Origin of the sequence: Pseudoxanthomonas suwonensis 11-1, from assembly GCF_000185965.1 — a bacterium.
Classification (GTDB): Bacteria; Pseudomonadota; Gammaproteobacteria; order Xanthomonadales; family Xanthomonadaceae; genus Pseudoxanthomonas; species Pseudoxanthomonas suwonensis_A.
Genome location: NC_014924.1, coordinates 2,652,139 through 2,667,138, shown reverse-complemented (window position 1 = coordinate 2,667,138; position 15,000 = coordinate 2,652,139). Strand labels below are relative to the sequence as shown.

General features: G+C 71.8%; 12 protein-coding genes. 9 read left to right on the top strand and 3 right to left on the bottom strand.

All coding sequences use genetic code 11. From position 1 onward, the window contains the following. Positions 1-112: 112 nt before the first annotated feature. A complete protein-coding gene (locus PSESU_RS12185) occupies positions 113-535 on the bottom strand; it encodes a DNA polymerase III subunit chi (RefSeq protein WP_013536087.1) in 423 nt (140 codons plus the stop codon). Positions 536-545: 10 nt separating this feature from the next. Beyond that, the gene (locus PSESU_RS12180; protein ID WP_013536086.1) at positions 546-2,036 is read right to left on the bottom strand and encodes a leucyl aminopeptidase; all 1,491 of its coding nucleotides are present in this window, start codon (positions 2,034-2,036) and stop codon (positions 546-548) included. Between the two features lie 127 nt (positions 2,037-2,163). Between PSESU_RS12180 and lptF the strand changes: the two genes are divergently transcribed. Then, positions 2,164-3,249, top strand: coding sequence for an LPS export ABC transporter permease LptF (gene lptF, locus PSESU_RS12175; RefSeq protein ID WP_013536085.1), 1,086 nt, complete (start codon positions 2,164-2,166; stop codon positions 3,247-3,249). Further along, positions 3,195-4,346 (top strand): LPS export ABC transporter permease LptG, encoded by a 1,152-nt coding sequence (gene lptG / locus PSESU_RS12170; RefSeq protein WP_203415203.1) that lies wholly within the window; start codon positions 3,195-3,197, stop codon positions 4,344-4,346. Before lptF ends, lptG begins: the two co-directional genes overlap by 55 nt. A gap of 4 nt (positions 4,347-4,350) precedes the next feature. On the opposite strand, the gene PSESU_RS12165 is transcribed toward lptG, so the two are convergent. Beyond that, positions 4,351-4,851 (bottom strand): RDD family protein, encoded by a 501-nt coding sequence (locus PSESU_RS12165; RefSeq protein ID WP_013536083.1) that lies wholly within the window; start codon positions 4,849-4,851, stop codon positions 4,351-4,353. Positions 4,852-4,908: 57 nt separating this feature from the next. Between PSESU_RS12165 and xerD the strand changes: the two genes are divergently transcribed. The 7 genes from xerD to bcsD all read left to right on the top strand — a co-directional run bounded on the left by xerD (position 4,909) and on the right by bcsD (position 14,997). After that, entirely contained in the window at positions 4,909-5,916 is a 1,008-nt protein-coding gene (gene xerD, locus PSESU_RS12160) for a site-specific tyrosine recombinase XerD (RefSeq protein ID WP_049782449.1), read from the top strand. A gap of 567 nt (positions 5,917-6,483) precedes the next feature. Then, positions 6,484-7,278 (top strand): thioredoxin fold domain-containing protein, encoded by a 795-nt coding sequence (locus PSESU_RS12155; RefSeq protein WP_013536081.1) that lies wholly within the window; start codon positions 6,484-6,486, stop codon positions 7,276-7,278. A 159-nt stretch (positions 7,279-7,437) separates the two neighbouring features. Then, on the top strand, positions 7,438-11,316 hold the full coding sequence (gene purL, locus PSESU_RS12150; RefSeq protein ID WP_013536080.1) for a phosphoribosylformylglycinamidine synthase: 3,879 nt from the start codon (positions 7,438-7,440) through the stop codon (positions 11,314-11,316). A 126-nt stretch (positions 11,317-11,442) separates the two neighbouring features. Next, positions 11,443-12,297, top strand: coding sequence for a glycosyltransferase family 2 protein (locus PSESU_RS12145; RefSeq protein ID WP_013536079.1), 855 nt, complete (start codon positions 11,443-11,445; stop codon positions 12,295-12,297). Further along, a complete protein-coding gene (locus tag PSESU_RS12140) occupies positions 12,294-13,142 on the top strand; it encodes a glycosyltransferase family 2 protein (protein WP_013536078.1) in 849 nt (282 codons plus the stop codon). The genes PSESU_RS12145 and PSESU_RS12140 overlap by 4 nt, the downstream gene beginning before the upstream one ends. 17 nt (positions 13,143-13,159) lie before the next feature. Further along, positions 13,160-14,359 (top strand): nicotinate phosphoribosyltransferase, encoded by a 1,200-nt coding sequence (pncB, locus tag PSESU_RS12135; protein WP_013536077.1) that lies wholly within the window; start codon positions 13,160-13,162, stop codon positions 14,357-14,359. A gap of 179 nt (positions 14,360-14,538) precedes the next feature. Next, positions 14,539-14,997 (top strand): cellulose biosynthesis protein BcsD, encoded by a 459-nt coding sequence (bcsD, locus tag PSESU_RS12130; RefSeq protein ID WP_013536076.1) that lies wholly within the window; start codon positions 14,539-14,541, stop codon positions 14,995-14,997. Positions 14,998-15,000: the final 3 nt, after the last annotated feature.

Here is a 15,000-nt window from a genome sequence, read left to right as displayed (position 1 = left end):
GATTCGTTATTCGTGATTGGAAAGAGCAGTGCTTCGTCGGTTCGGATGAGGTGCAGGCGGCTTTGCTGTCGCCTTTTCGAATCACCAATCACCAATCCCGAATCACGGCTCCTCACATGTCATGTTTGTTGAGGTCGTAGCCCAGCGCCTGGTACTGCCTCCAGCGCTCGCGCAGCGGGGCGCGGGCGGCGGGGTCGGCGGGCACCACTTCCAGTACCCGCTCGCAGGGCTCGGTCCAGGCCGCGTCGCGCAGGTTGATCACCAGCGGACGCGGCGGTGCCTCGATCTCCGGCGGGACGACCAGGACCGGGGTCAGTTCGTCCTCCTCGTCGCCGGCGATCTGGTGCGGGATGAAGGCGTCGGGCTCGAACGACCACAGCAGGTCGTCGATCTCCTCGGCCTGGGCCGCGTCGCGCGCCAGCACCAGGGTGAACTGGTTGGCGGCATGGGCGCGCTTGGCCAGCTCGCAGACCAGCAGCAGCGGCTGCTCCGCGAACCGGGGCTTGGCGATCAGGTAGAAGTCGGCGCGGGGCATGGGCGGCCGCTTAAGCGGCGGTCCCTTCGGCGACGCGGTCCAGCAGCCACTGGCTCAGCAGGCCGACCGGGCGGCCGGTGGCCATGCCCCGCTTGCCCTCGTCGCTGGCCGAGCCGGCGATGTCCAGGTGCGCCCAGCGCTGGCCTTCGGCGAAGCGCGACAGGAAGCAGCCGGCGGTGATCGCGCCGCCCCAGCGGCCGCCGATGTTGTAGACGTCGGCGAAGGTAGAATCCAGCAGGGTCTGGTATTCGTCCCACAGCGGCAGGCGCCAGGCGCGGTCGAACACGTGCTCGCCGGCGACCAGCAGCTCGTTGGCCAGGTCGTCGTGCTTGCTCATCAGGCCGGTGGCGAACTTGCCCAGGGCGACCATGCAGGCGCCGGTGAGGGTGGCCACGTCGACCAGCGCCTCCGGCTCGAAGCGCTGGGCGTAGGTCAGGGCGTCGCACAGGATCAGGCGGCCCTCGGCGTCGGTGTTGCCGACCTCGATGGTCTTGCCGGACATGGATGTGATGACGTCGGACGGGCGATAGCTGTTGCCGTCGATCGCGTTCTCCACCGCCGGGGCGATGACCACCAGGTTCAGCGGCAGCTTCATCTTCACCGCGGCGACGAAGGTGCCCAGCACGCTGCCGGCGCCGAGCATGTCGTACTTCATCTCCTCGATGCCGCCCTGGGTCTTCAGGTTGACGCCGCCGGTGTCGAAGGTGATGCCCTTGCCGACCAGCACGTAGGGCCTGGCGGTCTTGTCGGCCGCGCCGTTCCACTTAAGCACCACCAGCTTCGGCCGGTTGGCCGAGCCGCGGGCCACGGCCAGCAGCGAGCCCATGCCCAGGGCCTCCATCTGCTGCTCGTCGAGGATCTCGGCCTCGGCGCCTTCGTGGGCGGCGGCGAAGGCCTGGGCCTGCGCGGCGAGGTAGGCCGGGTTGCAGATGTTCGGCGGCAGGTTGCCCAGCTCGCGGGTGAAGGCCACGCCCTCGGCGATAGCCTGGCCCTGGGCCAGGGCGGTGGCGTCCTCGCCGCTGATGGCCAGCTCGCGCAGCCCGGGCTCGTCCTTCCTCTTGCCCAGGGTGGCGGTGTAGCGGTAGGCGGCGTGGTCGGCGGCGACCACCGCCTGGCGCACGTTCCAGGCCTGGTCGCGGCCGGCGACCTCGACCTCGGACACGGTGAACAGGGCGCGGGCGACCGGGCCGGTCTTCAGCGCGCGCACCGCGTCGGCGGCGGCCTTGATGTACTGGGGCACGCCGAACTTCGCCTTCTCGCCCAGGCCCAGCACCAGGACGCGCGGGGCGGTGACGCCCGGCAGGTCGTGCAGGACCAGGCTGCTGCCGGTGCGGCCGCTGAGGTCGCCACGCTCCAGCAGGGCGCGCAGGCGGCCGCCGCTGGCCTCGTCGATCGCCTGGCCCGCGGGCGTGAGCGTCTTGTCGGCGAAGGCGCCAATGACGACGCAGTCGAGGGCGGCCGCCGCGGCGGCCTCGCGGTTCAGGGTGAATTGCAGGGCCATTGAGCAGATTCCCAGATCGTTACGACAGGTACGTACAATCGCGGATCGCCCCTCGATCATGGGCCGGAAGATCCGGCCGGCGGGGTCCGCGAAGCGAACCCGGGATTTTATAGGACTGGCCCCGCCGATGCCGAAGCTCGATCGATACCTGCTGCGCGATTTCGTCCAGAGCTTCCTGGCGACCCTGATCGTGCTGCTCACGGTGAGCCTGGGCGGGGTCCTGGTCGACGTGCTGGGCGAGATCGCCGACGGCGGCCTGCCGGCGCGCCTGCTGCTGTCCCAGCTGGGCCTGCAGCTGCTGGTCTACCTGCCGCTGGTGCTGCCCCTGGCGCTGATGCTGGGCCTGATGCTGGCCGTGGCCCGCCTGTACCGGGACTCGGAGATGGCCGTGCTCAACGCCGTGGGCGTGGGTCCGAAGCGCCTGCTGCGGCCGCTGCTGATGGCCGTGGTCCCGGTGGTGGTCGCGGTGGGCATGTGCTCGCTGTGGCTGGGACCCTGGGCCCAGCGCACCGCGGCGAACATGATCGAGCAGGCCAACCGCAGCCTGATCGTGGCCGGGCTGGAGCCGGGCCGCTTCACCTCGCTGCCCAATGGCGGCGGCATCGTCTACATCGACGGCATGAGCGAGGACGGCCGCACCCTGCAGGGCGTGTTCCTGCAGCGCGAGCGGGACGGCCGGGTAGACGTGGTCACCGCCCGCACCGGAAGCCTGGAGTTCGGCGGCGATCGCGACCGTTTCCTGCGACTTGCCGACGGAAGGCGCCTGGAAGGGCCGCTGGAGCAGGGCCTGGACTTCCGCCTGATGCGCTACGCGGTCAACGAGGTCGCCCTGCCGGACCGGGCCGAGGAGCGCGCCGACGACGACCCGGCCATCGCCCCGACCCTGTCCCTGTTCAATGACGGCCGCCCGGCGGCGATCGCCGAGCTGCATGGCCGCCTGACCCCGCCGCTGATGGCCCTGGCCTTCGCCCTGCTGACCGTGCCGCTGGCGCGCAGTTCGCCGCGCCAGCAGCGCTACGGCCGGCTGATGCTCGGCTTCCTCGCCTACCTGGTGGGGCTCAACCTGATGTTCATCGGCGTGCGGATGCTGGCCGACGGCAAGCTCCCGGCGCCGGTCGGCCTGTGGTGGCTGACCCTGCCGCTGATGGCCCTGGCGATCTGGCTGTACCTGCGCGATGGCCGGCTGCCGCGTGCGCGGAGGGCCGCCGCATGAGGCTGCCCATCCGCCTGCATGACCTCTATATCGGCCGGGTGGTGCTGGCCTCGGTGCTGCTGACCTGGGCGGTGCTGGTCGGCCTGGACGTGGTCCTGGCCCTGTCCGGCCAGCTCGGCGACCTGGGCAAGGGCAGCTACGACTTCCCGACCGCGCTGGCGGTGGTCGCCTATTCGGTGCCGCGGCGTGCGTACACGATCTTCCCCTACGCGGCGGTGATCGGCTCGCTGCTGGGCCTGGGCCAGCTGGCCGGCACCTCGGAGCTGACCGCGCTGCGCGCGCTGGGCCTGTCGCGGCGGCGCCTGTCCATCTCGGTGGCCGCGGCGCTGGTGCTGCTGACCGGACTGATGGTCGTGACCGGCGAGACCCTGGCTCCGTGGGGCCAGCGCCAGGCCGACCAGCTCAAGCTGGCGGCCAAGAACAACAACGTGGCCATGGCCCGCTACTCCGGCCTGTGGGCGCGCGAGGGCGACACCTTCCTCAATGCCATCGACGGCCAGGAGCGGGTCGAGGGCGGCCAGCGCGTGCTGGAGCTGCGCGACGTGCGCCTTTACGAGGTCGGCGAGGAGGGCGAGGTGCGCTCGCTGACCCGCGCCGGCCTGGTCGTGCACGACGCCAACGGCTGGCAGCTGCGCGACGTGCGCAGGGTGGCGTTCACCGGCGCCGGCGCGGTCGAGGAGACCGCCGAAGAGCAGAAGTGGGATTCGGAGCTGGATGCCAACGCCCTGGCCGCCGGCGTGACCCGTCCGCGCAACCTGTCCGCCTCCGACCTGCAGGCCAGCATCGAGTACCGCCGCCGCAACGGCCTGGACGCGCGCGACTACGAGGACACCTACTGGAGCCGCTGGTTCTACCCACTCAACGTGCTGGCCCTGTGCCTGGCGGCGGTGCCGTTCGCCTTCGGCAGCCTGCGCAGCGGCGGCATGGGCAAGCGCCTGTTCCTGGGCATCGTTTTCGCGCTGGGCTTCATGCTGTTGCAGATGCAGTTCGGGCGGCTGGCCGGTGCCTTCCGCTTCGACTACCGCATCGCCTACGCGCTGCCGCCGGTGCTGATGCTGGCGACCTCGTGGTTCCTGTTCCGGCGCAAGTCCGGCTGAGGACTCACTTCTTCCGCTTCGGCAGCCGCACCAGGCGGGTAGCGCTGGCGCGGTCGTGCCAGGCCAGGCGCTCGCGGTCGAACAGCGCCCACCAGAAGCCGAGTCCGGCGGCCAGCAGCGACATGGTGCCGACCGCGTAGCGCAGCCACAGCGCCCGCCACGAGGGCGCGCCGCCGTCGCCGCCCTGCAGCTTCAGCCGCCACGGGCGCATGCCCAGGGTCTGGCCGCCGCGGCGCCAGCTGATCGTGGCGTACAACCCGGTGACCACCCAGCACGCGATCCACTCCATCCACGCCATCAGGCTGAAAGGCTCGATGTTGTGGCGGGTGTCGCCGCCGCTCATGGCCACGTCGGCCAGCACGAACGGGATCGCCACCAGCATCCACAGCGCCACCACCGGCCACAGGTCGTAGAACAGCGAAAGCAGGCGCCACGGGACCAGGGCGGAAGGCCGCTCGTCGGTGGTCGTGGCGGCGTCGGAAGCAGGAGGCGGGGTGGCTTGCATGGCGCAAAGGATAGCGGCGCGGCGACGTATCCTGTGGGCGATGAGCTGCCGCTTCCCATGCCACCACCTCGCCGGAACCACCCGGTGAGCGCAAGGCCACGCACCCCGGCCGAGCGCCGCGAACTGGCGATGTCCCTGCCGCCGCTGCGCGAGGACGACGCGCGCGCCATCGCCCGCTTCCTCGACGCCACCTGGGCCGAGCGCGGCCTGGCCCGGGCCAGCCTGGACGCCTACCGCCGCGACCTGGAACTGCTGGCGCGCTGGCGCGACGGCACTGGTGGCGGGCTGGTGGGTGCCGATCGCGAAGCCCTGTTCGGCTACCTGGCCTGGCGCGCGGGACATGGCTACGGCCCGCGCAGCAATGCCCGGCTGCGTGCCTGCCTGCGCGCGTTCTATGCGCACCTGGTCCTGGCCGGCGTGCGCCAGGACGATCCGGCCGCGCTGATCGACCCGCCGCGGATGCCGCGGCCACTGCCGAAGGCCATGTCGGAGTCGCAGGTCGAGGCCCTGCTGGGGGTGCCGGACGTGTCCATCCCGGAAGGCCTGCGCGACCGTGCCATGCTCGAGCTGATGTATGCCGCCGGCCTGCGCGTGAGCGAGCTGGTCAACCTGCCGGCCAACGCGGTGAACCTGCGCCAGGGGGTGGTCCGGGTACGCGGCAAGGGCTCCAAGGAGCGGCTGGTGCCGCTGGGCGAGGAGTCCCAGGACTGGCTGGAACGCTACCTGCGGGAGTCGCGCCCGGCGCTGACCGGCGGTCGCCCGGTGCCGGCCGATGCCAGCGGCGAGGTGCCGCTGTTCATTGGCGCCAGCCGCAGCGCGCCCACCCGCCAGGACTTCTGGCGGGCGATCAAGCGCCACGCCGCCGCCGCCGGGATCGACCCGCGCACGGTGACCCCGCACGGCCTGCGCCACAGCTTCGCCACCCACCTGCTCAACCACGGCGCCGACCTGCGCGCGCTGCAGCTGCTGCTGGGCCACGCCAGCCTGTCCACCACCCAGATCTACACCCTGGTCGCGCGCGAGCACCTGCAGCGCCTGCACGCCAGGCACCACCCGAGGGGGTGAGCCCCTTTTGCGGCATGCCGCAAAAGGGGCGAACGCCCGGCCAGGGATGGCCGGGCAGGGGCCTCCGGAGCCGACGGGGTCACGCCATGGACGGCAGCGCCACGTGTCCAGTGCCGCAGATCGCGGCACTGCCGCGTGGCCTGCCGAACGCCCGGCCATGGATGGCCGGGCAGGGGTATCCGGAGCTGGCGTGGTTACGCCATGGACGGCTGCGGAATGCATCAATCGGAGCGATCGCGGCACTGCCGCGCGGCCTGCCGAACCCCCGGCCATGGATGGCCGGGCAGGGGTATCCGGAATTGGCGCGGTTACGCCATGGACGGCTGCGGAATGCCTCGAGCGAAGCGATCGCGGCACTGCCGCGCGGCCCGCCGACCCCGTCCCCGCCAAGTGGCGTGCAGGTAGTGCGGGCGCCACTGGCCACGCAACCCTTATCCCCGGCCCGCGCCCCGGCGCACGTCCACCGGGGGGGGCGTGTGGCGGGCGAGGGGAGGGCGTGTCGGCCTCCGCTCATGGCCCCTGTGCCAGAATCCCCGGCCTCAGACTTTCCTGACAGGTTTCTCCGTGATGTTCCGAATGCTTGCCGTCGCGCTGCTCTGCGCGACCAGCCTTGGCGCCTGTGCCCAGCCGGCTCCGCCCGCGTCCGCCGGCAAGGCCGCCACTCCCGCCAAGGCCGCCGCGTCGCCCGGCGCTGAGCAGGCGGTGCGTGCCTCGCTGGCCGAGGTGATCCCGGATGCCGAGCCGGACTACATCGGGGCCGCGCCGTTCGCTGGCTTCCGCGAGGTGCTGCTCGACGGCCAGGTGCTGTACGTCTCCGACGACGGTCGCTACCTGGTGCAGACCCCGCCGATCGACCTGAAGAACCGGACCGCGGCCGCCAGCCCCGGCCTGGCCGACTTCCGCCGCCAGGCCCTGGCCGGGGTGGCGAAGGAGGAGCGCATCGTCTTCGCCCCGCCGAACCCGGTCTACACGGTCACCGTCTTCACCGACGTCGAGTGCGGCTACTGCCGGCGCATGCACGACCAGATCGCCGAGTACAACCGCCAGGGCATCGCGGTGGAGTACCTGGCCTTCCCGCGCATGGGCATGGCCAGCCAGGACTTCCGCGACATGGTCTCGGTCTGGTGCGCGCCGGACCGCCGCCAGGCGCTGACCAGGGCCAAGACCGGCCAGCCGGTCCAGGCCCGCAGCTGCACCAGCCCGGTGGCGATGCACTACGCGCTGGGCAAGCGCATCGGGGTCAACGGCACCCCGGCGGTGTTCGCGCCCGACGGCACCCAGCTGGGCGGCTATTCGCCGCCGGCCGACCTGCGCAAGGCGCTGGACCGGCTGGCCGGCAAGACCGCCGGCGGCAGCCGCTGAACCCCGCGGTGGCGGGCGGCCCGCGCCGCCTGCCACCTGCTGGACGGCTCCCGGACCGGCCGCGGCGATGACCGCCGGTCGCGTGTCCCGGGCGATCCGGGAAAGCCGCGCGCCGGCTCCGGTACAATGGACGGCCTTTCCCAGCGACATCTCCCGGACATGATCGTCCTCGAGGGCGCGCCCGCCCTTTCGCCGTTCCGCCGGCAGCGGCTCGAAACCCGCCTGCAGTCCCTCGTCCCCGGCCTGCGCATCGAAGGTGCCTGGCACGTCTATTTCGTCCAGCCGGGCGATGCGACGCCGGATCCCGACGCACTCAACCGCATCCTCCAGGCAGGCGCCGAGCCGGCACCGCGCGCCGAGGGCGCGCTGTCGCGCTACGTGGTCCCGCGCCTGGGCACGCGCTCGCCGTGGTCGAGCAAGGCCACCGAGCTGCTGCAGGGCGCCGGCCAGCCGGTCGCCCGGGTCGAGCGCGGCCTGCGCCTGGACCTGGTGGGCTGGCCGTCCGACGCCGCCACCCAGGCCGCGGTCGGCAAGCTGCTGCACGATCCGATGACCCAGTCGCTGCTGGATTCGCGCGAAGGGGCCTCGGTGCTGTTCTCGGCGCCGGCGCGGCGCCCGCTGGAGCGCATCGCCCTGGCCGACCTGGAAGCGGCCAACCGCCGCCTGGGCCTGGCCCTGGCCGAGGACGAGATCGAATACCTGCGCACGCGCTACGGCGAGCTGGGCCGCGATCCGTCGGACGTCGAACTGATGATGTTCGCGCAGGCCAACTCCGAGCACTGCCGGCACAAGATCTTCAACGCCAGCTGGACCATCGATGGCGAGGAACAGGACCGCTCCCTGTTCCGGATGATCAAGAACACCCACCAGAAGACCCCGCAGCACACGCTCAGCGCGTACAGCGACAACGCTGCGGTGATCGAGGGGCACGTGGCTTCGCGCTACCGCCCCGACCCGGCCACCGGCGAGTACCGGACCGAGCCGCCGGTGCCTTCGGCGTTCCAGATCAAGGTCGAGACCCACAACCACCCGACCGCGATCTCCCCGTTCCCGGGCGCCTCCACCGGCGCCGGTGGCGAGATCCGCGACGAGGGCGCGACCGGCCGCGGCGGCAAGCCCAAGGCCGGCCTGACCGGCTTCAGCGTCTCCCACCTGCGCATCCCCACGCTGCCGCAGCCGTGGGAGGGCGAGCGCGTGCTCAATCCGCGCATGGCGCCGGCGCTGGAGATCATGCTCGACGGCCCGCTGGGCGGCGCCGCGTTCAACAACGAGTTCGGCCGGCCCAACCTGCTTGGCTACTTCCGCAGCTTCGAGCTGCCGGAAGGCGCCGAGCTGACCCGCGCCTACGACAAGCCGATCATGCTGGCCGGCGGCCTGGGCGCGATCGACCGCATCCAGGTCGAGAAGATCCCGCTCAAGCCCGGCGACGCGGTGATCGTGCTCGGCGGCCCGGCGATGCTGATCGGCCTGGGCGGCGGTGCCGCCAGTTCGGTGGCTTCCGGCGAGAGCGCCGAGGACCTGGATTTCGCCAGCGTCCAGCGCGACAACCCGGAGATGGAGCGCCGCTGCCAGGAGGTCATCGACCGCTGCGTGGCGATGGGCGAGCGCAACCCGATCCACTTCTTCCACGACGTCGGCGCCGGTGGCCTGTCCAATGCCATCCCCGAGCTGCTGCACGACTCGGGCGTGGGCGGCGTGATCGACCTGGCCAGGGTGCCGACCGACGATCCCTCGCTGTCGCCGCTGGAACTCTGGTGCAACGAGTCGCAGGAGCGCTACGTGCTCGGCGTTCCGGCCGAGCGCCTGCAGGAGTTCGCGGACATCTGCGCGCGCGAGCGCTGTCCGTTCGCCGCCGTGGGCGTGGCCACCGCCGAGGAGCGGCTGGTCGTGGCCTATGGCGCGACCCCGGGCAACATCCCCGCCGACGCGCCGATCGACCTGCCGATGGACGTGCTGTTCGGCAAGCCGCCGAAGATGCACCGCGACGCCGCGCATCCGCCTGCCGCGCCGTGGCCGGCGCTGGCCACCACCGCGCTGGACCTGCGCCAGGCCGGCCTGCGCGTGCTCGCGCACCCGACCGTGGCCTCCAAGTCGTTCCTGGTGACGATCGGTGATCGCAGCGTCGGCGGCCTGACCGCGCGCGACCAGATGATCGGCCCGTGGCAGCTGCCGATGGCCGACTGCGCCATCACCCTGGCCGACTACGACGGCTTCGCCGGCGAGGCGATGGCCATCGGCGAGCGCACCCCACTGGCCCTGCTGGATTCGGCCGCGGCCGCGCGCATGGCCGTGGGCGAGGCGATCACCAACCTGTGCGCGGCCCCGGTCGACGCGCTGGAGCAGGTCAAGCTGTCCGCCAACTGGATGGCCGCCTGTGGCCACCCGGGCGAGGACGCGCTGCTGTTCGACGCGGTCCACGCGGTCGGCATGGAGCTGTGCCCGGAGCTGGAGATCAGCATCCCGGTGGGCAAGGACTCGCTGTCGATGCAGGCGCAATGGCAGGCCGACGGCCAGGCCCACAAGTCGGTGTCGCCGGTGTCGCTGGTCATCTCCGCGTTCGCGCCGGTGGCCGACGTGCGCACCCAGCTCACCCCGCTGCTGGCCGACGAGCCGGAGAGCGAGCTGTGGCTGATCGGCCTGGGTGGCGGGCGCCAGCGCCTGGGCGGCTCGGTCCTGGCGCAGGTCCATGCCGAAGGCCAGCTGCCGGCGTTCGGCGGCGAAGTGCCCGACCTGGACAACCCGGAGCTGCTGCGCAACTTCTTCGAGCTCATCTGCGACGCGCGCGAGGCCGGCCTGCTGCTGGCCTACCACGACCGCAGCGACGGCGGTGCCTTCGCCGCGCTGTGCGAGATGGCCTTCGCCTCGCGTCGGGGCCTGGACATCGTGCTCGACGGCTGGGGCGAGGATCCGTTCCGCACCCTGTTCAACGAGGAGCTGGGCGCGATCGTGCAGGTCGCCGACGAGGACCGCGCCGCGTTCGCCGACCTCATCGAGCGCCACGCGCTGACCGAATGCGCCCAGCGCATCGCACGCCCGACCCAGGCCCCGCGCGTGCGCGTGCGCCAGGCCGGCGCGCTGCTGGCGCAGTGGGAGTGGGAGGAACTGTTCGACGCCTGGTGGTCGGTCACCCACGCCATGCAGAAGCTGCGCGACAACCCGGACAGCGCCGACGAGGAGCGCGCCGTGGCGCGCGACTTCGCGGCCCCGGGCCTGAAGCCGAAGCTCAGCTTCGACCCGGCCGAGGACGTGGCCGCGCCGTTCATCAATACCGGCGCGCGGCCGAAGGTGGCGATCCTGCGCGAGCAGGGCGTCAACAGCCACGTCGAGATGGCGCGCAACTTCGACCGCGCCGGCTTCCTGCCGGTCGACGTGCACATGAGCGACCTGATCGCAGGCCGCATCAGCCTTGACGGGTTCAAGGGCCTGGCCGCCTGCGGCGGCTTCAGCTATGGCGACGTGCTCGGTGCCGGCCGCGGCTGGGCGACCTCGATCCTGGAGCGCGCCGAGCTGCGTGCCGCGTTCGCCGCGTTCTTCGGGCGGCAGGACACCTTCTCGCTGGGCGTGTGCAACGGCTGCCAGATGATGAGCCAGCTCAAGGACATCATCCCCGGCGCCGGGCACTGGCCGAAGTTCCTGCGCAACCGCAGCGAGCAGTTCGAGGCCCGCACCGCGCTGCTGGAAGTGGTCGAGTCGCCGTCGGTGCTGCTGCGCGGGATGGCCGGTTCGCGCATCCCGGTGGCGGTGGCGCATGGCGAGGGTCGCGCCGAGTTCGACTCGGCCCTGGACCAGGCCGCCGCGCGCGTGGCCCTGCGCTACGTGGACGGCGACGGCAACATCGCCACCACCTATCCGCTGAACCCGAACGGTTCGCCGGACGGCATCACCGGCCTGTCCAGCGAGGACGGCCGCGCCACCATCCTGATGCCGCATCCGGAGCGGGTGGCGCGCACGGTCAACCTCAGCTGGCATCCGGCCGACTGGGGCGTCGACTCGCCGTGGATGCGGATGTTCCGCAACGCCCGGGTCTGGGTCGGCTGAGCCACCGCTGCGAAGTGGAGTGGACGACGGCGCCCTGCGGGGCGCCGTCGCGTATCCGCCGCCGGCAGCCGTTCGCCGCGGCCCTGCTAAAGTTGCGCCGTCCCTACCAGGAGTCCGCGCCCGACCGTGAGCGACCTGCCCATCGTGCTGTTGCCGCTTGCCGCCGACGAGGACGCGCTGGACGCCTGCCTGGCCGCGCTGGATGCCGCCACCCCGGCCGGCACCCCGGTGTGGCTGGCCGACGACGCCCAGGCCGGGCCGCGTGGCATCGCCCTTGTCGAGCGCTGGCTGCAGTCCACCCGCCTGCGCGCCGAGTACACCCGCCGCCCGCAGCCGGTCGGTCCGGTCGCCCACCTGCAGCAGATGCTGGCCGCCTGTGGCGATGCCGACGTGGTGGTGCTTTCCGCCGATGCGCGGCCGCTGCCCGGCTGGCTGGCGCAGCTTTCCGCCTGCCTGGGCCGCGACGCCTCGATCGCCACCGCCACGCCGTGGTGCAACGCCGGCGAACTGGCCAGCTGGCCGCGGCTGGGCGAGGTCGCGCCGCTGCCAGCCGAGCCGGCGCTGACCGCGCAGGCCTGCGCGGCGATGCCTCCGCGCCACCCCGAGCTCCCGGCCGCGGTCGACCACGCCGTGGCCCTGCGCGGCTCGGCGCGCGCCCGCGCCGGTGGCCTGGATACCGCCAGCTTCGGCTCCTGGTACGGAGCCCTGGTCGACCTGTCGCTGCGCCTGGCCGGGCTGGGCTGGCGCAACGTGCTGTGCGAGACCGCGTTCGTCGCCCGTGGCGGCGAGGGTGGGGCCGCGCCCGGCGACCTCGACGTGCTGGCCGCGCGCTGGCCGGCATGGCAGTCGCGGCTGGCCGACTTCCTGATGCGCGACCCGCTGCGCGACGCCCGCGCCGAGCTGGAAGCGCTGCATGGACGCCTGCGCGACAGCCGCCAGGACGACCTGTTCGACCTCGATGTCGCCGGGGCCGACGCATGAGTGCCACGACCGCAGGTATCGCCGCGGTGGTGGTGAGCTACCGCAGCGCCTCCACCCTCGATGCCTGCCTGCACCGCCTGCGCATCGCCGAGGGCGTCACCCAGATCCGCGTGGTCGACAACGGCTCGGATGACGGCACCCTGGATATCGCCAGCCAGCACGCGCTGGCCGATCCACGCGTGCGCTTCATCGCCAATCCCGACAACCCCGGTTTCGCCGTGGCCTGCAACCAGGGCGCCCGCGACAGCGATGCGCCGTGGCTGGCCTTCGTCAATCCCGACCTGCAGGTCGAACGCGATTCGCTGGTGCGGCTGCGCGCGCATGCGCTGGCCCAGGGCCGGCCCTGCCTGCTGGGCGCCGACCTGTACGGCGAGGATGGCATGCACGACGGCGCCGCGCGCCGCCGCGACCCGGATTTCGCCGCGATGCTGCGCAACCCGACGGGCGGGGTGAAGCTCGAGGTCCCGCCCGACCCTGAGCGCACCCTGCAGCCGGTCGATGCGGTCTCCGGCGCACTGATGCTGATGCCGCGCGAGCTGTTCGACCGCATTGACGGCCTCGACGAGGGCTACCGCCTGCATGCCGAGGACCTGGACCTGTGCCGCCGTGCGCGCCAGGCCGGTGCCCTGGTGGCGGTGGCCAACGACGTGGCCGTGCTGCACGTGCGCGGCGTTTCCAGCCGTTCGCGGCCGCTGTTCGTGGAGTGGCACAAGCACCGCGGGCTGTGGCGGTACTTTTTCCGGTTCGAGGCCCCGCGTCGCGGCCTTGCCGTCCGTGCCGCGGTGTTCGCGGCGATCTGGGCCCATTTCGCGGCGAAGCTGCCGCGGATGTGGCCGCGCCGATGACGTCCCTGGAGGCGCCCATGCCGATCATTCCCTCGCTGCTCGACACCGACCTGTACAAGCTGACGATGATGCAGGCGGTGCTGCACCAGCACCCCGGCGCCCAGGTCGAATACCTGTTCCGCTGCCGCTCGCCGGACGTGGACCTGGTCCCGTTCCTCGGCGCGATCTCCGACCAGATCGACGCGCTGTGCGCGCTGCGCGCCACCCCGGAGGAACTGGACTACCTGCGCGGGCTGCGCTTCATCAAGCCGGACTTCGTCGACTTCCTCGGCCTGTTCCACTTCGACCGCAAGTACGTGCAGCTGCGCGCCAACCCGGACGAGAACGGCGGCATCGAGCTGCGCCTGCGCGGGCCCTGGTTGCACACCATCATGTTCGAGGTGCCGCTGTTGGCGATCATCAGCGAGCTGTACATGACCGGCACCTTCGGGCCGGCCGACCGCGAGGAGGGCCTGCGCCGGATCCGCGCCAAGACCGCGCGGCTGCGCGAGGCGGTGGGTTTCGAGGATTGCGTGATCACCGACTTCGGTACCCGCCGGCGCTACTCGCACGCCTGGCACGGCGAGGTGCTGCCGCACCTGCGCGCCGAGTTCGGCACCCACTTCGTCGGCACCTCCAACGTGCACTTCGCCCGCAGGTACGGCCTGGTGCCGCAGGGCACGATGGCGCACGAGTGGCTGCAGGCGTTCCAGGCCCTCGGCCCGCGCCTGCGCGACTCGCAGGTGGCTGCGTTCGACACCTGGGCGCGCGAGTACCGCGGCGACCTCGGCGTGGCCCTGACCGACGTGATCGGGCTGGACGCCTTCCTGGGCGACTTCGACCTGTACTTCTGCAAGCTGTTCGACGGCATGCGCCACGACTCGGGCGATCCGTTCGAATGGGGCGAGCGGATCATCGCCCACCTGCAGGCGCACCGGATCGACCCGCGCACCAAGACCCTGGTGTTCAGCGACGGCCTGGACATCGAACGGGTGATGGCGCTGTACGACCACTTCCGTGGGCGTTGCCGCATGTCCTTCGGGGTCGGCACCAACCTCACCAACGACCTGGGACCCAAGCCGCTGCAGATCGTGCTGAAGATGGTCCGCTGCAACGGCCAGCCGGTGGCCAAGCTCAGCGACAGCCCGGGCAAGACCATGGTCGACGACCCTGGCTACCTCTCGTACCTGCGCCAGGTATTCTCCGTGGAGCCGCCGGTACCCGAAGCCTCGGCCTGACAGGGTGTGTCACAAAGTGACGCGTTACGTCAGGAAGCGATAAACCGTGGGCGGCCTCCGCTGGTTTTTGCGACCCAATTCGCATATTTTTAGTCATCACGGATGCATGGCATCGGACTTGCGTTCCATGCCGGCCGTCCTTCTTCCCCCAATCCCCGGTCGCCCCGGTGGGATCCCGCATGACCCCAGACGACCTGCTGGACCATTACCGAACCCGCAGCTGTGCCCCGCAGTGGCGCGGCTTCATGCGCGCCCTGTGCGACGAGCTGGAGCATGGCCTGGACGAGGAAGACCGCGCGCGGCTGATGGCGCGCCTGGGCGAGCGCTTCGCCGGCGACCACCCGCTGCCGGAAGTGCCGACCCTCGACGCGCTGCAGACCGCGGCCAATGCAGTCTGGGCGCCGATCGAGTGGGGCAGGGCCGAATTCGAGGAGATGGAAGACCGCGTCCTGATCCGGCATTTCGCCTCGCCGCTGGCCGCCGCCGGTGGAGCGGGGCGGCCGTGGCTGGCCGCGTTCCTGGAAGGCGTGTACCGGGCCTGGTTCCGCGCCGCCGGTACCGCGTCCGTGCTGGACGTGGCCTGCACCCACGCCGATGCAAACCATGTCGACAGCTTCGTGCTGTCCCGCGTGTCCTGAGGA

What these genes read in the sequence shown, in the direction of transcription:
- PSESU_RS12140 (WP_013536078.1), top strand. Translation starts at nt 12,294, where the DNA reads ATGAGTGCCACGACCGCAGGTATCGCCGCGGTGGTGGTGAGCTACCGC.
- PSESU_RS12180 (WP_013536086.1), bottom strand. Translation starts at nt 2,036, where the DNA reads ATGGCCCTGCAATTCACCCTGAACCGCGAGGCCGCCGCGGCGGCCGCC.
- PSESU_RS12165 (WP_013536083.1), bottom strand. Translation starts at nt 4,851, where the DNA reads ATGCAAGCCACCCCGCCTCCTGCTTCCGACGCCGCCACGACCACCGAC.
- lptF (WP_013536085.1), top strand. Translation starts at nt 2,164, where the DNA reads ATGCCGAAGCTCGATCGATACCTGCTGCGCGATTTCGTCCAGAGCTTC.
- pncB (WP_013536077.1), top strand. Translation starts at nt 13,160, where the DNA reads ATGCCGATCATTCCCTCGCTGCTCGACACCGACCTGTACAAGCTGACG.
- PSESU_RS12155 (WP_013536081.1), top strand. Translation starts at nt 6,484, where the DNA reads ATGTTCCGAATGCTTGCCGTCGCGCTGCTCTGCGCGACCAGCCTTGGC.
- bcsD (WP_013536076.1), top strand. Translation starts at nt 14,539, where the DNA reads ATGACCCCAGACGACCTGCTGGACCATTACCGAACCCGCAGCTGTGCC.
- PSESU_RS12185 (WP_013536087.1), bottom strand. Translation starts at nt 535, where the DNA reads ATGCCCCGCGCCGACTTCTACCTGATCGCCAAGCCCCGGTTCGCGGAG.
- xerD (WP_049782449.1), top strand. Translation starts at nt 4,909, where the DNA reads ATGCCACCACCTCGCCGGAACCACCCGGTGAGCGCAAGGCCACGCACC.
- purL (WP_013536080.1), top strand. Translation starts at nt 7,438, where the DNA reads ATGATCGTCCTCGAGGGCGCGCCCGCCCTTTCGCCGTTCCGCCGGCAG.